Genomic DNA, 20,592 nt, shown 5'->3' on the forward strand with positions numbered 1-20,592 from the left:
ATAAATAATCTTATTTTTGTAAAAAAGAACTCAGTTGAAAGTATATTTTTTAGGTACAGGAACTTCACAAGGTATTCCAGTAATTGGAAGCCATCACTCCGTATGTCAAAGTACCAATCCAAAAGACAAAAGATTGCGGGTATCGGTTTGGGTTTCCTGGGATGATCATTCCTTTGTGATTGATTGCGGTCCTGATTTTCGCCAACAGATGCTGACATCCAAATGTCAGAAAGTGGAAGCCATCTTATATACGCATGAACATTCGGATCATACCGCGGGGATGGATGATATCCGACCATTTAATTACAGGCAGGGGCACATGCCTATTTATGCGCATCAAAGAGTGATTGATAATCTGAAAAGACGCTTTGATTATATTTTTGAAACCGAAAATAAATATCCTGGCGCACCAACGGTAACACCAATTGAAGTTAAAAATAACAATCCATTTGTCATCGGCGACAAGACTGTTATTCCGGTTAATGTGATGCATGGCAATCTTCAGGTTTTCGGGTATCGGATTGATGATTTTGCGTACCTCACCGATGTGAAAACAATTGAGGAATCGGAATTGGAAAAACTAAAAGGATTAAAAGTTCTGGTTGTGAATGCCTTGCGTGAAGAACCGCATCACAGTCATTTTAATTTGCAGGAAGCCATAGATTTCATAGCTTTGGTCCGTCCTGAAAAAGCCTATTTGACACATATTAGTCATATTTTGGGATTACATGATGAAGTGCAGCGAAAATTACCTGCCAATGTTTATTTAGCTTACGATAATTTAGAAATAAATTTTTAAATATGAAATGAAGCATATTATCCAAAAGTTCTTATTTCCAAAGTGACCAAAAAACAAATGCAAACTCCATATGAAAAAATCATTATTACTCTATCTTTTTATTTTAGCCTTATTGTTCAATGTGTTTACTTATATGTATTACACTAAATCTTCAGCAGATGTTAAATCGAGACTTGAGATTAAAAACAAAAAATTGACTGATAGCATAGCTTCACTTAACAGTAGATTTGCTGATGCCAATTATTTTTCATTGGAGAACAATGATAATGCCCAGAACTACTTCGAGTCTTTAAGTGGAGATAAAATTATCCAATATGAAAAACTGATTCCATTTGTTACCGAAAAATTAAAGGATTTTAACGCTGATCCCAATGGGAATCCCTATACAGGGCAGGAGAAATTAGGGGCTAATAAGTTTATCATTAATAAAGTGAAAGTTTTGAATCACCGATGGATAATTGCTGATTTCAGCGACGGGGAATATTGGGGGGAAGTATTATTGAAATACTTCGTCAACGAAGATGAAAGTATTTCTTTTGAAGTAAATCAAAGTATCATTTACCAAAAACAACAACATTTAAAATAAAAAAAGGTTCCGAATTGGAACCTTTTTTATTGCTCTGACAGCCAATTTTTAAAATCATAGAAGTTTTGCGGGGATACTCCATGACCAATCGGATATTCTTTATAAGTTGTGTTGATTCCCATTTTTTCCAAAGCTGGAGGGGATTTTCTGGCCCAGTCAACTGGAATTACCTGATCCGATGTGCCGTGGGAAGCAAATATTTTTAAATTACTGAAGTCATTTTTCTCATAGCCATCTAACATAATATCGGTGTTTAAATAACCGCTCATGGCTACGACTTTTTGAATTTTTTCAGGATAGGAAAGCGCGGCAGCATAACTCAGAATGGAGCCTTGGCTAAAGCCCACCAAAGTTACATTTTTAGGATCGATAGGGAAATTGGCAATCAGTTCATCGATAAAATGGATAATCAGATCCCGTGAAACCTTCGCTTGCTCATGATCGGAAAATTTATTTTCATCAGCATCAAAATTGATGGCGTACCACGCGTAGCTTCCGTATTGTAAATCATAGGGAGCACGGGCTGCAATCACATAATAATGCTCCGGAAGCTCACTGGCAAATGAAAATAAATCCGCTTCATTACTGCCATACCCATGTAATAAAAGCAATAATGGATTTTTGTCTAGTTTTATTTTCGGTTCTCTAACAAGATGTTGTAAGGATAAATTCATATATAATTATGCTACGTTTTTTAACCATTTCTGAAAAAAATCTCCCAATAACGGAATTGGTTTTGTCTCGCCTCTTATTGCCGTAAATATGCCGTAAGTCCATAAAACGGAAACAAACAACCACATTGGTGCGGAGATCAGTATGCTGTCAAAATTACTGATGATCAAGCCCAAGGAAATAAAGGTAATCGACAAACCCAAAGCCTGACGGATATGGAACGACGCATACGGATTCTTGGTTTCCCCATTCATCGACATGGCTATAAAAACTCCAACAATTAAAATATAACTGGTTATTGCGGCTGTTTTTCCCTCTTCTACTGTATTGTTCATGTGTTTTTATTTATAAAACCAGTTTTCCCTGATTGTAAATTCCGTATACTTTTCCTTTCATTTCCATTCCCAGAAAAGCTGAGTTTTTTGATTTTGACAAAATGCTTTCTTTTGTAAAGGTCCAATTTCCATCAGGATTGAAAAGCGTAAAACCTGCATTTTTTCCTTCTGAGATAGTATTACTGTTGATGTTGAATGTTTTCCGGCCGGCTGTTAATTTTTCAATTACTGTCTCTAATGGTAATACTGATAGCAACGCTCCAAAAGCACTTTCCAATCCTATTGTACCATTTTTGGCACCATCAAACTCCATTTTTTTGTGCTCAATATCCATCGGATTATGATCGGAAGTAATCATATCAATGGTATTGTCGAGGATTCCGGCAATTAATGCTTTTCTGTCTTCTTCTGCACGTAATGGAGGTGAAACCTTAAATCTGGTGTCGAATCCATCCAGTTTTTCGTCAGTCATAACCAGATGGTGTACCGCTACACTACTGGTAACCTTTAGTCCTTTGGCTTTAGCTTCCTTAATCAGTTGGACGGATTTTGCTGATGAAAGGGTTGGAATATGTAGTTTCCCGCCGGTATATTCCAATAAGAACAGGTTTCTTGCAATCTGTAATTCTTCAGCAAGAGTAGGAATTCCCTTCAGTCCCAAACGAGTTGACACCACACCTTCATTTGCAACACCATTTCCTTTTATATTGGTATCCTGCGAATAAGCGATCACTAATCCGTCGAAATCCTGCACATATTGCAATCCGATTTTTAACAGATTGGCATTGTCCATATTTTTATTATAATCCCCAAAAGCAATGGCTCCCGAATTTTTCATGTCAAACAATTCAGCTAGGTCTTTTCCTTCACTTCCTTTGGTCAATGCACCGATTGGGAATAATTCTGTTGCGGCGTTATTGGCTTTGTTTTTTACAAAATGCACCTGCGACTGATTATCAATAATAGGGTGGGAGTTGGGTTGTAAAGCGATTGCTGTAAAGCCGCTTTTTGCCGCAATTTCCAATCCGTTAGCAATGGTTTCTCTTTCTTCAAAACCTGGTTCCCCAAGCGAAACGCTGCTGTCAAACCAACCTTCCGAAAGATGGAGGTTATCAAGCCTGATTTCTTTAATATTCTCGAAATTGGGTAAATGGGTACCGATTTTTGCAATCTTTCCTTCAGCAATATGTAAATCTACAATCTGGTTGTGAAAAAGACTTGCGGAGTCAATAATTTTAGCTTCTCTGATGATTAGGCTCATTTTACAAATTTTTGTATGAATACTTCGGTAACTAAAAATAATAAGGTTAAAATAACAAACCATTTCCAGATTTCATTGTTGGTCCGGTCGGTTTGGAAGGTATTGAAAACAGTTTCGATACTGTCGATTACTTTATAATCGTTAAGGATATTATCATCGGCCAAAGCTAAATTTCCTTCGGTTCTGTTGTAATTGAAACTGATGTTTTTCAGAAATTGGTCCTGTTTAAATATTCCGTAATTCCCGGCTTGTTCCGGATAATCATTAAACGTAAGTTTGACTTTCGTGTTTAGTAATTGCTGTACCGGAATGAACTTTTCAGTAGGGTTTTTTATATTGACAATTTCATCTTTCGATAGCTTGGCATCTACCAAAAAAGGCTGATTGTTACCGATAGTCAGTGCCACCACGCCGGTCTTCTGACTGTTTTGGGCCATATTATAAAAAGTCGGAACAATCAAGGGCGAATTCTGGAAATTAGAATTCGTTTTATTGATGGGAGCTGAAAATACATAAACTGAAGACAGTTGGTTTTGCAATGAAGTTAGGAAAATACTATGATCTTCATAACCCAATATGGATGCGTTGGAACTGTTTATAGCAAAAGATGTTTTTGTATTCGGATATTGAAAATTATCAATTTTTTTCTCAAAAACCGAACGGAATAACGGATGTTGAAAACTAATTTCGGTAACTAATTTTTCGTTATTCTGAATGGAACCAAATTGTATTTTTCCAAAGTTTGACAGGAAACTGTTGATATTTGACACAGGATTTTCAGCACTTGGAATTACAATTAAATTACCTCCTTTTTGAACAAAAGATTTCAAGGTAGTTTGCAATGCCTGAGGAATTTCCGGAAGTTCATTCAAAACTATCGCGTGTTGCTTGTCAAGGGAATTATAATCTAAAGATGCCAGCGCCGAATTGTTGTAATTGAATTCCTCACTGGTGTAAATACGCGATAAAAAATCGCTTTTTTCCGGTGCACCAATGCTGATTGCATTAATTTTTTCCGGTTTTGAAATGCTGAAATACAAGATGTTATCATATGTCAACCCATTATCGGAAATGGTAACATAGCCATGAAAATCCTTTTTTGGAATGGTAAAGTTGATGGTTTTTATTTTGCCTTCAAATTTAGTAAGGGTTTTGGCAATAAGTTTGTTCTGATTGTATAAAGCAATCGGAAGATCATTTGTTTTCTCACCATAAGCGGATAATTTTACGCCAATTTCATAGAAATCTTCTAAAGTCTGGTGAATAAAAACGCTATCAATCGAGACATTATTTTTTTGTTCTGCTTTGGGGGTAATGAAGTAGGTATTGAAAGTACTGTCGACACTCTTCAGATGTTTTGGTTCCAACCCGATAGCATCCGTTATGACAACTACGTCTTTATTGAACGGAGATTTTCTGGATTTTATTTTTGCCATGGCACTTTCCAATAAAAATGGCGAAGCGCTGTACTTGAGGTTTTGTAATTCTTTTTGGATGGATTTGATATCGGTATTCCAAAAAGTCTCCGAGTTGGTAATCAGCGAAAAATTTTGATGCTCCGGTGTGTTTTCCAATAATTCCTGAACGGCCCTTTTCAGAAGTTCTCCTTTTTGGCCTTTGGCCTGCATCGAAAATGAATTGTCTAAAACAATATACATTTCATTGGCACTGCTTTTATTATCTTTTGCTGCAAAAAAAGGCTGGGCAAAAGCAAAAATAACGGCCGCTAAAATCAGTAATCGTGTGGCTAATAATAACCATTTCTTAAGTTTGGAGCTTTTTCGGGTTTGAATGGAAAGTTCTTTGAGGAAACGGACATTCGTGAAATACTCTTTTTTGAAACGTCGTAATTGAAATAAATGAACCAAAATTGGAATGACCAGCAAGAAAAGAAAATAAAGAATTTCTGGGTGTTTGAATTGCATTCCGATTTTTTGTTTACTTCAAAAGTCAATATTAAACCGCGTTCACTGGCTTATTGTTCAAAAATAACAATCAATTGTCAATTATCAATCAATTATCAATTATTTCTTATCCTTCCGTTTTTTGTCTCTTGTTTTCAGCATGTTCCTGTTGACAGATCCTGAGATTTTCTTTTTGGTTTTTGACGGTCCTCCAAGATTCACTTTTTTATTTTTCTTAGCTTTTTCATGGAAAGCACCATCACCGTCCAGTTTTGGTTTTTTCATTAAAAACTTAATAGGCTGTTTGTCTTTTTCAGGTTCAATTAATTTCAGCGAAATTTCTACAGATTCCGGAAACGGTGCTGTAGGCAATTCCCTGTCCATTAATAATTCTGCCTGAATTTTGAATTCTTCCTCTCGAGGTGTGATGAAACTTATCGCTGTTCCGGTAGCATCGGCGCGACCGGTACGGCCAATTCGGTGCATGTATAATTCCGGAAATTCAGGAACTTCAAAATTGATAACATGGGAGATATTGGAAATGTCCAGACCTCTGGCCATAATATCCGTGGTGATAATTCCTCTTAGATTGCCTTCCTGGAATGAAGCCATAGTACTTAAACGGTAATTCTGGGATTTATTGGAGTGGATTACGCCAAATTGTCCTTCAAAATCTTCTTCAATACGCTCATGAAGCATATCAGAAATCTTTTTATTGTTTACAAAGACCAACACGCGTTCCATCGTTTCATCCGTTTCAAGCAAGTGCTTTAGCAGATTTATTTTGGTGTTGAAATTTGGAACGTTATAGGTAATTTGTTTGATGTTTTCCAACGGTGTACCGGAAGCAGCAAGGGTAACTTCTTCAGGAAAATCAAAAAAGTCATTTAAAATGGCATCCACTTCATCGGTCATGGTTGCCGAAAACAATATATTTTGACGTTTGGTACGGGTCATCATCGCCAAAATTGATGTCAACTGAACACGAAAACCTAAATTCAACATTTCGTCGAATTCGTCAATTACTAATTTTTGGGTTTCGTCAAAACGTATTACGCTGTCCAATGCCAAATCCATGACGCGTCCAGGCGTTCCCACCAAGATGTCGATTCCTTCATAGACAGCTTTTTTCTGAGTATTGATATTGACACCACCAAATATACCAAGTGTGGTAACCGACATGTATTTAGTCAGTTTTTCAATTTCTTCAACTACCTGAACTACAAGTTCACGCGTTGGTACCAGGATAACAATTTTTGGGGTATTAGTAGGTGTAAATTTGTATAACTTCAATAGTGGCAACAGATAAGCAAAGGTCTTACCGGTTCCTGTTTGTGCAATTCCCATCATATCGCGCCCAGACATAATCACGGCAAAAGATTTTTCCTGTATAGGAGTAGGTGTTACAAATCCCAAATCATCTATTGCTTTTTGGACTGATTTTGGAAGATTGAATTGCTCGAAAGTGGTCATAAAACGTATATTTTGTGCAAAGATACGGTTTTTTATGAGGATTAGTCATTACGGGCGATAGGTTATCTCTATATGTGATAAAGACTTAGCGTTTCTTTTTCGATAAAAAAACGTTTGACCCTTAAAATTAACTCGGTAGGATTGAATGGTTTAGTGACAAAATCATCCACCCCAAGTTTGAAAGCTTCAATCACTGTTTGTTCTTCTTTTCCTAAAGCGGAGACTATTATTACAGGAATATTTGGGTAGTTTTTCTTCGAAAAAGCAGTTATTTCTAAACCCGATCTGTACGGCATCATAATATCGGTGATAATTAAGTCTGGTTCAAGGGAAAATATTTTTTCTATGCCCTCATTGCCGTCTCTGGCGATAAAGGTTTCATATCCTTCTTTCTTTAAGAGGAAATCAATGATGTTGATGATTATTTTGTCATCTTCAATAAGTAAAATTCTTTTCATTAGCTTGCTATTGTGTATGGTTGTTAAAATTTATAGTGAATCGATAAAAACAGGTCCAGTTCATTTTGAAAAGAACCGGGCGTATATTCCTGATGGTTATACATTGCCTGAATCCCGCCGAAGTAATGTTCCCAGAAAAGTTTATAATAACCGGCACCAATTCTATAGGAATCCAAAGCCGCTCTTTGATCCAATTGCCCCAAGGTAACTTTTTCATCCGGTGACGTTCCATAACCCCCAAGAATAGTGGCGTAATCATATTTGGTGCCAAAATAATAACGTACCGTTCCTGAAAAAGCAGGATAAAGATTACTTTTATCTATATTTATATAGGATTTGAAATTAATCCAATACGAGTTCAGGTATTTTCCAATTCCCAACACACCGCCATACAAATCAGAAGCTCCCGTTTTTGTATATCTGATTCCCATTTCGCCTTCCCAACTTTTGGCCAATGTACGAAAATAAGAATAGGAAAAGCGGACTTTAGGAAATACTATAGCATTGCTATATCCCACATTTACAAATGAGTAACCTTTGTTACTGTTCACAAAATAAGTCTCCATTTCATATTGAATCCCGGTATTGATGCTCGCACCTAAAGCTCTTCTGTCAGCATAGTTTATTCGCCCGATTGCTGTAAATTTCTTTCTTTCCCGGACATATTGTAGTCCCATTAAATGCCACGGACCGAATCCATTCCTTTCGAAAGTAGTGTGGTTATAATTTACTCCCACGCGATCTGAAACTGATTTGGCCTGTAATTCCGTTAATTGCTGTTTAATATTCTGGTCCTCCGGGTATTTTTGGATTAATGATAGTAAATAGGCAATCAATTTTTCATCATCATTTTCCAACTCTATTGCCTGCAACTTTAAGAAATGGAAATCTTTTTCTTCAGGATAGTGCAGTAGTGCTTTATCCAATATTGTATTGGCATTCAGAATGTTCTTTTCTTCTATTTCAAGTTCCGCCAAATACTCAAATGCATCTCTGTAAGATGGATTTTTATTGATGACATAATTGAAAGAAACACGGGCACTGTCATTTTCATTTATCAGTTGATAACTTCGGCCTAAAGCCAAATGAAAATCCAGATAATCAGGGGCAATCTGAATTCCTTTTTTTGCCATCTGAATCGCTTTTAAATAATTATTAGCCGAATTCATTTCGTGTAAAGTCTGTACCAACAAACTGTCGGAATCTATTTTCTGGGCCGATAGATTCAGGTTCATAAATATATTTAAAAGAATAAAAAGGGAAACTTTTCTCATGGTTTAGTAATGGCGTATTTAAATCCACTTCTTGGCATGGTGCCCCATTTTTGCTCTTTTTTTCTGAAAAAGAAGTAATAGCCCTTTAGCGAGGCGAAAACATTGATGGGATGATATAGAAAAGGTTCCAGAAAAATCATGATAATCAGTGTGGTGACCTGACTCATATTGGCATAATGCTTATAAATGAATTGATCCAGAAAAACAGAAATCAGCGTTATGGACGTGTAAAATAAATAAACAAATACGCTAACAATTAATAGAAAGTCATAATTGATTGCGAAAAATAAATAATCGACAAGCAAAACAATCAATCCGGTTACTTCTAGTATTGGCACAACAAATTCACAAATGATGAAATAAGGAAAAATTATAAATGCGGTTCTTCCGTATTTTGGATTCAGAATTAGTTTTTTATGCAACCAGAGCGTCTGTACTAACCCTCTGGCCCAACGCGTGCGCTGTCTTATGAACAGTTCCATAGTATTTGGGACTTCTGTCCAGCAGAGTGTTTCCGGAATATAAATAATGAGGAATTTTTCTTTTTTCTCATGCATTAATATTCGCATCCGGGTAATCAGTTCCATATCTTCTCCCATTGATTTATGCCAATAGCCACCGGCTTCTATGACAGTTCCCTTATCGAACATTCCCAAACCGCCCGAAACCAGGAGCAGAGAATTCGTCTGGCTCCAAGCCATTCTTCCAAATAAAAAAGCGCGGATGTATTCCAATTCCTGGAACCTTGCAAAAAAGTTATCAGGATAATGTGATTTGTGAAGCATGCCATCTTTGAATTCACACGAGTTCGAAATTCGGATAGCAGCACCAGTTGCGATCACTTTTTCTGTATTTTCAATGAAAGGTTTTGCCAACATGGAAATAGTGTCCCTACGAAGGATGCAGTCTACATCGGTGCATAAAAAAAGACCATATTTCGCAGAATTGATACCGGAATTTGAAGCATCCGCTTTACTTTTACCGTTGATTTTATCAATAATAATAAGCTTGGAATAAATGGGATTGGTGGATTTATAATGTCCCCGGACTTTTTGGGTAGGGATTTTTTCCTGATAAAAGAAATCCACTTTTACAAGACTAAAAACCTGAATCATGATTTCGAGTGTTGCATCGGAACTCCCGTCGTTAATTATAATGACCTCAAATTTGGGATATTCCTGGGAAAGCAGCGATTTGACATTGTATTCAATTGTGGCAGCTTCATTAAATGCCGGTGCGATAATTGAAACTCCCACAGTATGATTTGATTTTACAAGAACTTCCTTAAGTAAGAAGTATTTTGCATTAAAGTAATGTTTGATAGCCACGTAAGAAAGTATTGCGAGCAAAAAATAGATTGCTATATAACTAATTGCATAGTACATAGTAAATATTTCATAGGCTTTAATGAAATTCTCTACAGTTTTCAAATCAGATATGGATTATTGACATGCAAAACAATTCTGTTGATAATGTCGCCCTCTGTTTGGTCTTCTACTGAATAACCCTCGAAATACGTACGGTCAATTTTGAGAAGGCAGTGGATGATTTCGAACTTTATTTCCAAATCTTCTTCCTCGGATAATAAACCGGAAACAAAACGATTCGTTTGCATATTACCGATGATGCCAAAAGTCTTTAATATCGAAATTCTGTTTCTTTTGTCAGTTTCATGGGGATAATGGGCCATTAAACAATCATTCGCTTCCACAGTCACTAATTCCCGGATCGCCAATATGGTTTCCTTTCGCACTAATAGATCCTGATTGGCCAACAGACTGCAAATTTGAGGAATTGTCAATGTTTCACGGTATTGAATCATCAGCTTGACTGCCAGAATCACAATCGAGGTATTTTCATTGGTAAGCCAATGGCCAATTCTTTTTGGTATCGTTGACTTTTTTTGATAAATGATATCCAGAATTTTTAATTCGTCAGCCTTGGATAATTTGTCCTGATAATTGTTTAATATATCAAATTTTTCATCCGACAGCGAAATCAACGCAATCAATGCATTTGATTTTAAAAATCTGTTTTTATCGTTAATATAAGGTTTAATATATCCTTTTTTGATTTTGTAATCCAACATTTGGTAATGATAGATACCTTTTGATTTCCGATGCCATTTTCTGCTCAGAATGAGTTTTTTGCTGTAAAATTCGAATCCGAAATATTTGTAAACTAACAATAACTGATGCGGATTAACACTATTGATGTTTTGTTTTACGGTAATAATTTTCGAAAGGATCGATTCCCGGCACCATTTCTTTTCAAAAGGAATCTGCTCCTCATCGATAAATGATTTAATTTTCAACTTAATAAGAGGAATACTGTAATCGGAAAAGATGATTTCGGTAAGGAAGGTATCAATCTTTATTTCGAGAGTTTCCTTAGGAATGATGTTTTTTTCAAATAAATACCTGGTGATAAGCAGCGAAATAATAAAAACAGTTATTATTAAAAGTAAGAGCGGAATTGCGAAATATTTGAGTAAATTATAGATGAAAGCAGCGTTCGGCCCGTCATCGAAAATAGAGATGACTCCGGATTCAATGTTTTTGTAGAACGTGTCTATTCTTAAAATATAATATAATAATACGGACGTCATTTAGAAAAAATGTACGAGTATGAAACTAACGTTTGTTAATAAAAATTCAATTGTGGTATTTGAATGTAAACGTAGGTAATATTATTCTTTGGGGTCACAAATATATAAAATTCTTATAAAGAATGGGTTAAATCACGAAAAAAATTAAAACCGCTCAAAAACACCCAATCCAAATAATGCGAAATCATATTTTACCGGATCGTTTGGGTCCAGTTGCCGAAGTTTTAAATCGAGTTCATTTACCGCTTTTCCATCATTTTGTTTACGGGTCAGTAATCCTAATTTCCGGGCCACATTCCCCGAATGAACATCCAACGGGCACGAAAGTATTGCAGGTGAGATATTTTTCCAGATTCCGAAGTCAACACCCCGATTATCATTTCGGCAAAACCACCGTAACATCATGTTAATGCGCTTTGCAGCCGAACCGCTCATCGGATCTGATATGTGTTTTTGCGTTCTTTGCTGATGCGGAATTTCGAAAAATGTTTTCTTGAATTCGGAAATACTTTTTTGCATCGAATCCGCTTCCTGGTATTTGGTAAAAACATCTTCCAGCCCATTATGATTTTTGTAAATGTGTTGCAGTCCTCTGATGAAACTCGTAAAATCCTGCCCGTTGAAAGTGCGGTGAACAAAAGATTCGAGCTGTTTGAGATTTTCTTCGCTATGGGACATCACAAAATCATACGGTGCATTTCCCATCAATTCCATCATGCGATGCGAATTTTTGATAATCATCGTGCGGTTTCCCCAAGCAATCGTAGCGCTCAGAAAGCCGGCAATTTCAATGTCTTCTTTAAGGGAAAATAAATGCGGAATCTGAATCGGGTCACTTTCAATGAAATTTGGGTTGTTATAAAGAACAACTTTTTCGTCTAGGAAGGATTTTAATTCGGAGTTCGTCATGAGCGGGACAGATAATTACTTTTTACTTGTAATGTTGGTAAAATTTATTATTGAAAATTTCCTTGGGATCATATTTTTTCTTCAGCGCAAAAAAAGTGTCTGCCTGTGTATAGACTTTTCTCATTTTCTCTCTGTCGATATGTAATCGGTAGGGTAAGTAAAAAGTGCCTTGATTTTTTATCGTTATGTCAACCAACCGGTTAGTTAAGTTTCTCATTTCATTTTCTTGTTGCGGCGTTTTCTTTTGATTAAAGAGTAATACAAACCCAAAAACACTCTCTCTAGCATAATTCATGTAACTGTCATCATCTTTTTTTACACCTCGTATAGTGATATTAAGCAAGTCTATTTCAGATTTTCGTAATATAGGTTTCATGTCTTTTATAAATTGAGTGAAATTTTTTTCCGGAATGAAATATTCCTGTAAAATATCGGTTGAATTAGATTCTCTATTTTCAATTAACGAGACATGGTCATTCAACAGTTCATTTCTTGTAAAAACAGTATTTCTTGAGACTTTATCCATTCCTGTTTCTAAATCCCAACGCAATCTTTTCCCATATTCACTGTTGACGGTACTTCTGAAAACCAATCGTTTCGTTTCTTCTTTCTGGTCTTGTTGCGGCAATAATAAAGGCTTGCCGTTTACCTTTTCAAAAAAGTTTAACGAAGCTTCTTCTAGAAAAAGTTTATCTGAAATGCGTAACCGCCCAAAAACCAATCCTACATTTGGATTGTTTGAAACAAATTTTTTATAATTGGTCACGTAATTTTCAGCATTAAGGCGAACATATTTGTATTGTAAAGCCGCGTTGTCCACTACCTTGAGTTTGACATCTAAAATGATCCCGAAAAGCCCATAGCCACCAATAACCAATTTGAATAATTCCTTGTTTTCAGTTCTGCTGCAGTTTATAATTTCTCCTTTATCATTCATTAAAGTAAATGAAACTACACTTGATGAAATAGGAGGTGAGTCTTTCTGCCATCCATGTCCATTCACGCTAATGGAGCCGCCTACAGAAAAAGAGCTGAATGCCTGCATTACTGCAATTGATTTACCGTACTTGTCCAAATATTTAATAGCGTCTTCCCAGAGTGCGCCCGAACCAATTGTCAGAATATTGGTGTCGGGATTCAATTTCATTTGTTTGTAACTAAGCATGTTGAGAACAATGCCATCAGGATAAATCGTATGACCGCCCATACTATGCTGAGCCCCTGCAATTGAGATTTTTAAATTATTTTCTTTAGCATATTTTAAAATGCTTCTTAATTGCTTTTGGATTTCAATTTTATCATTGGGTACCTGAATGGTAGTATCAACTTTGGTCAGATTGAGTTGGCTGGCATCATTAGTGTAACCAACAGGAATTTCCGTTTTATGGTCCGTTTCATTCCACTTCGTTTTTAAAATGTGGATTATCGGAAACGATATAAAAACTATAATCGTCAGAATTCCTACTAGCCAAAAATGTTTTTTTTTCATTGTAATGATTCGGTAAATTGACAAGACAGTGTTTTTATTGTTACCAGGACTAGCCCAGATAGAAACGGTATCCTTTTTCTGCTTTCTTTAAGCAGGAAAAGATACAAGTGAATAGCTGGAAATAGCTCCTAATTACTGATTAAGCCATCGACCATAACTAATTTCCGGTCGGCCATATTAGCCAATTCTTCATTATGCGTTACGATAACAAAAGTCTGCCCGAATTCGTCACGCAATTTAAAAAACAACTGGTGCAGGTTTTCGGCCGAATGCGTATCGAGATTTCCTGATGGTTCATCGGCAAAAATAATCGCAGGCTTGTTGATTAATGCCCGTGCCACGGCCACCCGCTGCTGCTCTCCACCGGAAAGTTCATTGGGTTTGTGGTCCATTCTGTGTGAAAGTCCGAGGTAATCCAGTAATCTTTTTGCTTCGATTTCGGTTTCCTGTCTGGGTTTGTTGGCAATAAAAGCAGGAATACAAACGTTTTCCAATGCAGTGAATTCCGGTAAAAGCTGATGAAACTGAAAGATAAAGCCCAGATTCAGGTTTCGGAACCTTGATAAGGTTTTGTCATTCATTCCCAGTATGTCCTGATTGTTGATACGTAATTCGATGGTGTTTTCGATCGTCGGTTTATCCAAAGTCCCAAGAATGTGCAAAAGCGTCGTTTTACCGGCACCCGATGCCCCTACAATGGAAACGATTTCGCCTTTTTGAATATGCAGATCAACACCTTTGAGGACATGAAGCTGATCGTAATATTTATGGATGTTTTTTGCGTGTATCATTTTGGAACGGTTTTGACAAAGAAACAAAGATTTTGAGGATTATTAAATCCCTGGCAATAGAATTTTCGTATATATAATTATAAACTTAAGTTAAGAATGAAAATTCGTTCTTGACTAATTGATAAATTTGAACGTAAACTAATTATTATGAATAAAATAATCGGAATTTTATTGGCTTTGTTTTCTTTTTCATGCCAATCAAAGGAAAAAGAGATGACTTTGCCAAAAATTAATGAATCAATCAAAATGGATGTACAAAAAGGAATGGAAGTAGCGACGTTTGCAGGCGGTTGTTTTTGGTGTACCGAAGCCGTTTTTTTGGAATTGGACGGAGTGGAAAGCGTGGTTTCTGGATACATTGGCGGAAAAACAATCAATCCAACTTACAAAGACATTTGCACTGGCGAAACAGGCCATGCAGAGGCCATTCAGATAACGTTTGATCCTAAAGAAGTCAGTTTTGGAGAATTGCTGGAAATATTTTTTGCAACGCATGACCCGACCACTTTAAACCGTCAGGGTAATGACGTAGGAACGCAGTACAGAAGCGAAATCTTTTATCACAATGAAGCACAGAAAATGCTTTCGGAAGAGTACATCGCCTTGATGACCAGTGAAAATACCTTCGGCAAGCGCATAATGACTAAGGTATCCGCAGCCCCTAAATTTTATGAAGCGGAAGAATACCACCAGAATTATTACAACCAAAATAAAACGCAGAGTTACTGCTCGTATGTAATTACGCCAAAAATTGAAAAATTGAAAAAGGTCTATAAAGACAAGCTCAAAAAATAGTTGGCATTAAATTTGTATTTATAATAAAAATGAAGTGAAAGATGATACAGGATAAATTACAACTCAGCCATCTCCAAACCAAGAGAATGAATCTAATCTTCGGATTACTTTTTGATTTAATTGGAATGTTATCGTTTACGATTCCATTATTAGGAGAGTTTTCAGATGTGATTTGGGCTCCGGTTTCAGCCTATCTGATGACAAGAATGTACAAAGGCACATTAGGGAAATTAGGGGGTATTTTCTCCTTTGTGGAGGAGATATTTCCGTTTTCGGATTTTATTCCGAGTTTTACCCTGATGTGGGTTTACAAATATGTAATAAATAACAAAAACGCCCAATAGGGCGTTTTTTTATTGTTTGAGTAGAAATCCCAAACCCATACCTTTCAGCATTTTTTTCTCGAAGGCCCAAAAGAATTTGAACTGTCCAAAAAGAAATCCAATGACTACCAAAAGGACCTGATATAAGGGGAAAATTAATAGTAAACGAATAGGAGTAAACCAAAATCCCAAATCATCTTTGGAAATGCCCAACCATGTACAGACAGGCTTAGACAACCATGCCGAAGAGGAGCCGGTAATTGCAAAAACGATAAAAATCATGGTAAGCTGAAAATTGGATTCAATTCCCCAACGCTTCTTTAGTTCCTTCATCTGTGTGAATAATGATTACAAAGGTACTAACATTATCGGATGGGAACATAGCCGCTGAGTTTTTGTTTATAGGTATTTTGAAAATAAATCATGTAATTGTAAATCAGATAATTCACCTCATAACCATAATTAACGTTATAGTCGTAATTAATGTTCATCTCATAGAGACTAGGATTGTAGCGTGAGGGTTGCATTACCCTATTATTCCATTCACTCACATAAAGACGGTTTTTGTTTTCGAGATAACTCTGAGAATGATAGCCACGGGGATGTGCTTTCGAATAAATCCAAGAGCTAAAGCCCGGATCCACAATAATTACCTCATATTTCAATTCTTCATTCGCTATGCGGATGGTGTCGCTTTTAGTCGTAGTCAGAGGTTTACTCGGAGCAGCTGTAGTTGTTTTTGAAGTAGTACAACCCACCAGAATGGAAATAATGAACAAAACGATGTAAACTGAATTTTTCATGGCATAAACAGTATGATTTAACTTTAAAGTTACAAAATAAAAGCCTGATTTGGAGATATATGTATAAAAAAAAGCCATTTTACGAAATGCAGAATGGCTTTTAGTCTCTTAGTATTGATGTTTATCTTCCGAATATTTTTCGAAGCAGTCCGCCCAGTCCACCGCTTTTTTTACTTATCGCGGTGATGGCATCCTGCATATTGACCTGACCATCTGCATTTTGATCCAATCCAAATTGTCCGCCATATTTAGAGATCGCATTCATAAGTCCCGAGTTTCCATTACCTCCTGAAATGGCAGTCACCAAATCCGATACTCCGAAACCTTTGTAATTGGGGTCTTTGGCATTTCCTATAAGGGAACTTAAGACTTTCGGAATCAATCCTCCCGCTAAATTGTTTGCTGCTGCATCGTTCAAACCAAATTTCTGACCTAAATTTCCGGAAAGCTGTTGTGTTAATTGCTGCACAACAGGGTTCGAGCTATCTTGTGCATTATTTCCGTCAAATAGACCGGCAAGCTGTTTCACGCCACCCGCTGCCAATATTGCCTGAAGACCGGAAAGAATGGATGTGCTGGTTTCATTCATTACGGCCTCATTGTGTTCGTTTGGAACTTCTTGATTGTTCACTATCGAGTCCTGACCAAATCGTTCTACTAAATGCGTTAACTCTTCAAACATAGCTATCGGATTTTAAATTGAACATAAATTTAATAAAAAATAAGCTTAAATATTGAAAATCAGTAGATTATTGTTTCTCTAATTTTAATAAGCTGATGATTTGCTCTGCCAATTCTGTTCCGATCCTGTCCTGAGCTTCCAATGTTGCAGCTCCGATATGCGGTGTAAGCGAAATTTTTGGGTGCATCAAAATCGGAATTTCCGGTTTTGGTTCATTTTCATAAACATCCAAACCCGCAAACAATACTTTTCCATTATCCAAAGCCTCTACCAGCGCCACTTCATCCATCACCCCACCGCGGGCACAGTTTACGATACCCACATTATTTTTCATGGAATCAAATTGTTCTTTCCCAATCACATATCCATTTTGAGCCGGAACGTGAAGCGTGATAAAATCGGCATGTTTTAAAATATCATCTATTGGTTCGGTCTCAATTTCAACATTGATGAACTGGCCATTATAGAAATCCACTTTAATTTCTGCTTTCCCAACGAATTTATCCGAAGCGATAATTTTCATTCCCAATCCCAATCCGATTCGAGCTACCTCTTTACCGATACGTCCAAAACCGATAATACCCAACGTTTTTCCACGAAGTTCAATACCGTTAGCATAGGCTTTTTTCAGCGCTTCAAAGTTACTGTCTCCTTCCAGAGGCATATTCCTGTTGGCATCATGTAAAAAGCGAACTCCGGTGAACAAATGGGCAAATACCAGTTCGGCTACCGATTCAGAGGAGGAAGCCGGGGTATTGATGACGTGGATTCCTTTTTCACGGGCATATTCCACATCAATATTATCCATTCCCACGCCGCCACGACCAATCACTTTCAGGCTCGGACAACTGTCTATGATATCCTGACGGACTTTTGTCGCGCTTCTTACCAGCAAAACGCTCACATCATTGGCATTGATAAAATTGATGACCTGTTCCTGAGCCACTTTGGTGGTGATCACTTCAAACCCGCCTTTTTCTAAAGCCTGAATTCCACTTTTAGAAATTCCGTCATTGGCTAATACTTTCATTTTTTGCATTTTAAAATTTAAAGACTGGAAATCAATCCAATCGTACTCTATTTTTTTTGAAGCTATTCCTGCTATCCACTATATCCACGCAAAAAAGCGTGGGATGCCGTTTCTATCAGGGCTAGTTACTGTAAGACTATATTTTGTTTTCCAAATCCTTCATCACATCCACCAGAACCTTTACACTCTCCAAAGGCAACGCATTGTACATCGAAGCCCTGTAACCACCTACCGAACGGTGTCCCGGTAATCCGGAGATTCCGACAGCTTTCCATAACGCATCAAATGTTTCGGCATGGGCTTCATTTTCCAATAAAAAGCAGGCATTCATCGGGGAACGGTCTTCTGGATTGACAGTTCCTTTAAAAAGGGGATTTCGGTCTATTTCAGCATATAGCAAAGCGGCTTTGGCATTGTTTATTTTTTCAATAGCAGCGATGCCTCCTTGTTTTTTAAGCCATTGCAAGGTCAGCAATGAAGCATAAATTGGAAATACCGGCGGCGTATTGTACATGCTGTCCGCTTTAATGTGCTTTTCATAATCCAGCATGCTTGGAATATGTCTTCCGGTTTTTCCAAGGATTTCTTCTTTCACCACAATCAAAGTAGTTCCGGCTGGACCCATATTTTTCTGGGCTCCGGCATAAATCAGGTCAAATTGTGAAAAATCCATCTGACGCGAAAAAATATCCGAACTCATATCGCAAACCGTAGGAATATCCAAATTCGGGAATTCCTGCATTTGTGTACCAAAAATAGTGTTATTACTGGTGCAATGGAAGTAATTAGCATCAGTCGGAACAGTATAATTCTTTGGAATATGGGTGTAGTTTTCTTCTTTTGACGAAGCGACAACAACTGTTTCTCCCAAATATTTGGCTTCTTTTATGGCTCCGCTGGCCCATGTCCCGGTATCGAGATACGCGGCTTTTCCATTTTCTTTCATCAGATTATAGGGAACCATCAGGAATTCCAGACTGGCACCACCCCCAAGGAACAAGGCCTGATATCCTTTGCCTTCAAGGCCCAAAAGTTCCAAAACTAAGGCACGGGCTTCTTCCATCACGGCAACAAAATCTTTACTGCGGTGTGAAATTTCTAAAAGGGATAATCCGGAGTTGTTAAAATTTAGGATTGCTTGTGCCGATTTCTCAAAGACTTCCTGTGGTAAAATGCAGGGGCCTGCGCTGTAGTTGTGTTTCCTCATCGTTTGGTAGTAGTTGTGTTGTGTTCAAAAATTATGGAGTAAATTTCCAAAATTCCAACCAAAACCGCACTAAAAAAACATATTTATTTCATTATATTTTTAACAAAAAATCCAAGGTATCCACATTATCGGCGTAATCCCATAAATTTGGTTTCTGGGTCTGGCCAAAATCGATGCTGTTTTCGATTAAACCATTCGAAACAATGCACTGAATCTGTTCCTGTTCTGTTTTTAATCGGGTTTTCAGTACTTCCAAATCATCGTAATATTCATAGAAAACACTGGATATTGGTGATGCATAACTTGCATCTTCCTTGATGATTAAAAATTCATTATCCAATAATTTGAAATTACTCATCAGGAACACTGCCTTATTGTAATCATAATTATTTGCGTATTTTTCATATTTAATCACATCCTGATGCGGAAACATTCCATTGAAAAAGAAATCAAAATTATAATTCCTCGGGATGAAAATCTTGGATACATTACGGCATCCCAATCCGAAATAACGGAAAATGTCTTCACCCAATGCAATCATTTGTTCCTTTGATTCCTGACCGTTCAGAACCGCAGCAGAATTCCTGCTTTTTCGGATAATTGATGGCTTATCCTTAAAATAATATTCAAAATATCGGGCGGTGTTGTTACTTCCTGTAGCGATTACTGCATCAAAGTTTTCGAGTTTTCCTTCCACGAAAGTGATGTAATGTCCGAATTCCGGCTCGACCGAAATCATATATTTGGCCAGAAAAGGAAGTAAATGCTGATCGTTTGATGAGGTTTTTAAAAGTACTTTATGACCGGCAATCAAAACAGAAAGAAAATCATGAAATCCAACGAGCGGAATATTTCCCGCGAGGATCAAACCCACAGTTTTAGGCTCGGTTACATTCAAATCATAAGGAGCCAGCCATTGGTCTAAATTCTCCTTTGCTAAAGCGATTGCCCACGATTGCACCGAAAAATATACGTTTTCAGGCGTATACCACCCATTATGTGATTGCGAAAGCTGAATCAAATCCTGAAAGGTATCAAAAAACACATCATTGTTTAAAACAGCTGGGTTTTTAACGCTGGCATTTTCGGAAAATTGGGATAAAAATTTCCCGAGTTCAATGAAAACGCTTTTTTTGTGTTCTAAAGTCATAGTGGATTTGCTTATGAAGAGTTTTGGACGTAATTTTGTGCAA

22 protein-coding genes are annotated in these 20,592 nt (G+C 37.0%); 4 read left to right on the plus strand and 18 right to left on the minus strand.

Annotated elements, in window-relative coordinates:
* Positions 1–34: 34 nt before the first annotated feature.
* Complete coding sequence (locus FNW07_RS09240; RefSeq protein WP_126742693.1) at positions 35–799, plus strand: MBL fold metallo-hydrolase; 765 nt, start codon at positions 35–37, stop codon at positions 797–799.
* A 70-nt stretch (positions 800–869) separates the two neighbouring features.
* Entirely contained in the window at positions 870–1,385 is a 516-nt protein-coding gene (locus tag FNW07_RS09245; protein ID WP_126742692.1) for a hypothetical protein, read from the plus strand.
* 26 nt (positions 1,386–1,411) lie between these two features.
* On the opposite strand, the gene FNW07_RS09250 is transcribed toward FNW07_RS09245, so the two are convergent.
* The 12 genes from FNW07_RS09250 to FNW07_RS09305 form a co-directional block, all read right to left on the minus strand.
* A complete protein-coding gene (locus tag FNW07_RS09250) occupies positions 1,412–2,059 on the minus strand; it encodes an alpha/beta hydrolase (protein WP_126742691.1) in 648 nt (215 codons plus the stop codon).
* Between the two features lie 6 nt (positions 2,060–2,065).
* Entirely contained in the window at positions 2,066–2,392 is a 327-nt protein-coding gene (locus tag FNW07_RS09255; RefSeq protein ID WP_126742690.1) for a hypothetical protein, read from the minus strand.
* Positions 2,393–2,402: 10 nt separating this feature from the next.
* Positions 2,403–3,653: a dihydroorotase family protein gene (locus FNW07_RS09260; protein WP_126742689.1), complete on the minus strand. Its 1,251-nt coding sequence runs from the start codon at positions 3,651–3,653 to the stop codon at positions 2,403–2,405.
* Positions 3,650–5,578, minus strand: a complete 1,929-nt coding sequence (locus tag FNW07_RS09265; protein WP_126742688.1) for a BatA and WFA domain-containing protein — start codon at positions 5,576–5,578, stop codon at positions 3,650–3,652. The genes FNW07_RS09260 and FNW07_RS09265 overlap by 4 nt, the downstream gene beginning before the upstream one ends.
* A 99-nt stretch (positions 5,579–5,677) precedes the next feature.
* A complete protein-coding gene (locus tag FNW07_RS09270; protein WP_126742687.1) occupies positions 5,678–7,030 on the minus strand; it encodes a DEAD/DEAH box helicase in 1,353 nt (450 codons plus the stop codon).
* A 68-nt stretch (positions 7,031–7,098) separates the two neighbouring features.
* Positions 7,099–7,488 carry a response regulator transcription factor gene (locus FNW07_RS09275; protein ID WP_126742686.1) on the minus strand — a complete coding sequence of 130 codons (390 nt, stop codon included), beginning with the start codon at positions 7,486–7,488 and terminating at the stop codon, positions 7,099–7,101.
* Positions 7,489–7,511: 23 nt separating this feature from the next.
* Complete coding sequence (locus FNW07_RS09280) at positions 7,512–8,762, minus strand: YaiO family outer membrane beta-barrel protein (RefSeq protein WP_126742685.1); 1,251 nt, start codon at positions 8,760–8,762, stop codon at positions 7,512–7,514.
* Positions 8,759–10,147, minus strand: a complete 1,389-nt coding sequence (locus FNW07_RS09285) for a glycosyltransferase (RefSeq protein ID WP_126742684.1) — start codon at positions 10,145–10,147, stop codon at positions 8,759–8,761. The genes FNW07_RS09280 and FNW07_RS09285 overlap by 4 nt, the downstream gene beginning before the upstream one ends.
* A gap of 41 nt (positions 10,148–10,188) precedes the next feature.
* Positions 10,189–11,370 carry a hypothetical protein gene (locus FNW07_RS09290; protein WP_126742683.1) on the minus strand — a complete coding sequence of 394 codons (1,182 nt, stop codon included), beginning with the start codon at positions 11,368–11,370 and terminating at the stop codon, positions 10,189–10,191.
* A 144-nt stretch (positions 11,371–11,514) separates the two neighbouring features.
* The gene (locus FNW07_RS09295) at positions 11,515–12,279 is read right to left on the minus strand and encodes a TIGR02757 family protein (protein WP_126742682.1); all 765 of its coding nucleotides are present in this window, start codon (positions 12,277–12,279) and stop codon (positions 11,515–11,517) included.
* A gap of 22 nt (positions 12,280–12,301) precedes the next feature.
* Positions 12,302–13,768 (minus strand): FAD-binding protein, encoded by a 1,467-nt coding sequence (locus FNW07_RS09300; protein ID WP_126742681.1) that lies wholly within the window; start codon positions 13,766–13,768, stop codon positions 12,302–12,304.
* A gap of 128 nt (positions 13,769–13,896) precedes the next feature.
* On the minus strand, positions 13,897–14,559 hold the full coding sequence (locus FNW07_RS09305) for an ABC transporter ATP-binding protein (RefSeq protein WP_126742680.1): 663 nt from the start codon (positions 14,557–14,559) through the stop codon (positions 13,897–13,899).
* 246 nt (positions 14,560–14,805) lie between these two features.
* On the opposite strand from FNW07_RS09305, the gene msrA reads away from it, so the two are divergent.
* Complete coding sequence (gene msrA / locus FNW07_RS09310; protein WP_126742828.1) at positions 14,806–15,354, plus strand: peptide-methionine (S)-S-oxide reductase MsrA; 549 nt, start codon at positions 14,806–14,808, stop codon at positions 15,352–15,354.
* 41 nt (positions 15,355–15,395) lie between these two features.
* A complete protein-coding gene (locus FNW07_RS09315; RefSeq protein ID WP_126742679.1) occupies positions 15,396–15,698 on the plus strand; it encodes a hypothetical protein in 303 nt (100 codons plus the stop codon).
* Positions 15,699–15,707: 9 nt separating this feature from the next.
* Here the strand turns inward: FNW07_RS09315 and FNW07_RS09320 are convergent, their stop codons facing one another.
* The 6 genes from FNW07_RS09320 to FNW07_RS09345 all read right to left on the minus strand — a co-directional run bounded on the left by FNW07_RS09320 (position 15,708) and on the right by FNW07_RS09345 (position 20,549).
* Positions 15,708–16,010: a DUF6787 family protein gene (locus tag FNW07_RS09320; RefSeq protein WP_126742678.1), complete on the minus strand. Its 303-nt coding sequence runs from the start codon at positions 16,008–16,010 to the stop codon at positions 15,708–15,710.
* Positions 16,011–16,042: 32 nt separating this feature from the next.
* A complete protein-coding gene (locus FNW07_RS09325) occupies positions 16,043–16,480 on the minus strand; it encodes a DUF6146 family protein (RefSeq protein WP_126742677.1) in 438 nt (145 codons plus the stop codon).
* Between the two features lie 121 nt (positions 16,481–16,601).
* Entirely contained in the window at positions 16,602–17,162 is a 561-nt protein-coding gene (locus FNW07_RS09330; RefSeq protein WP_126742676.1) for a hypothetical protein, read from the minus strand.
* Positions 17,163–17,229: 67 nt separating this feature from the next.
* A complete protein-coding gene (locus FNW07_RS09335; RefSeq protein WP_126742675.1) occupies positions 17,230–18,192 on the minus strand; it encodes a D-2-hydroxyacid dehydrogenase in 963 nt (320 codons plus the stop codon).
* A 136-nt stretch (positions 18,193–18,328) separates the two neighbouring features.
* Positions 18,329–19,399, minus strand: coding sequence for a 3-phosphoserine/phosphohydroxythreonine transaminase (gene serC, locus FNW07_RS09340; RefSeq protein WP_126742674.1), 1,071 nt, complete (start codon positions 19,397–19,399; stop codon positions 18,329–18,331).
* A gap of 91 nt (positions 19,400–19,490) precedes the next feature.
* Positions 19,491–20,549: an acyl-CoA reductase gene (locus tag FNW07_RS09345; RefSeq protein ID WP_126742673.1), complete on the minus strand. Its 1,059-nt coding sequence runs from the start codon at positions 20,547–20,549 to the stop codon at positions 19,491–19,493.
* Positions 20,550–20,592 lie beyond the last annotated feature (43 nt).

It is taken from the genome of Flavobacterium sp. GT3R68 (genome assembly GCF_007109225.1).
Lineage (GTDB): Bacteria > Bacteroidota > Bacteroidia > Flavobacteriales > Flavobacteriaceae > Flavobacterium.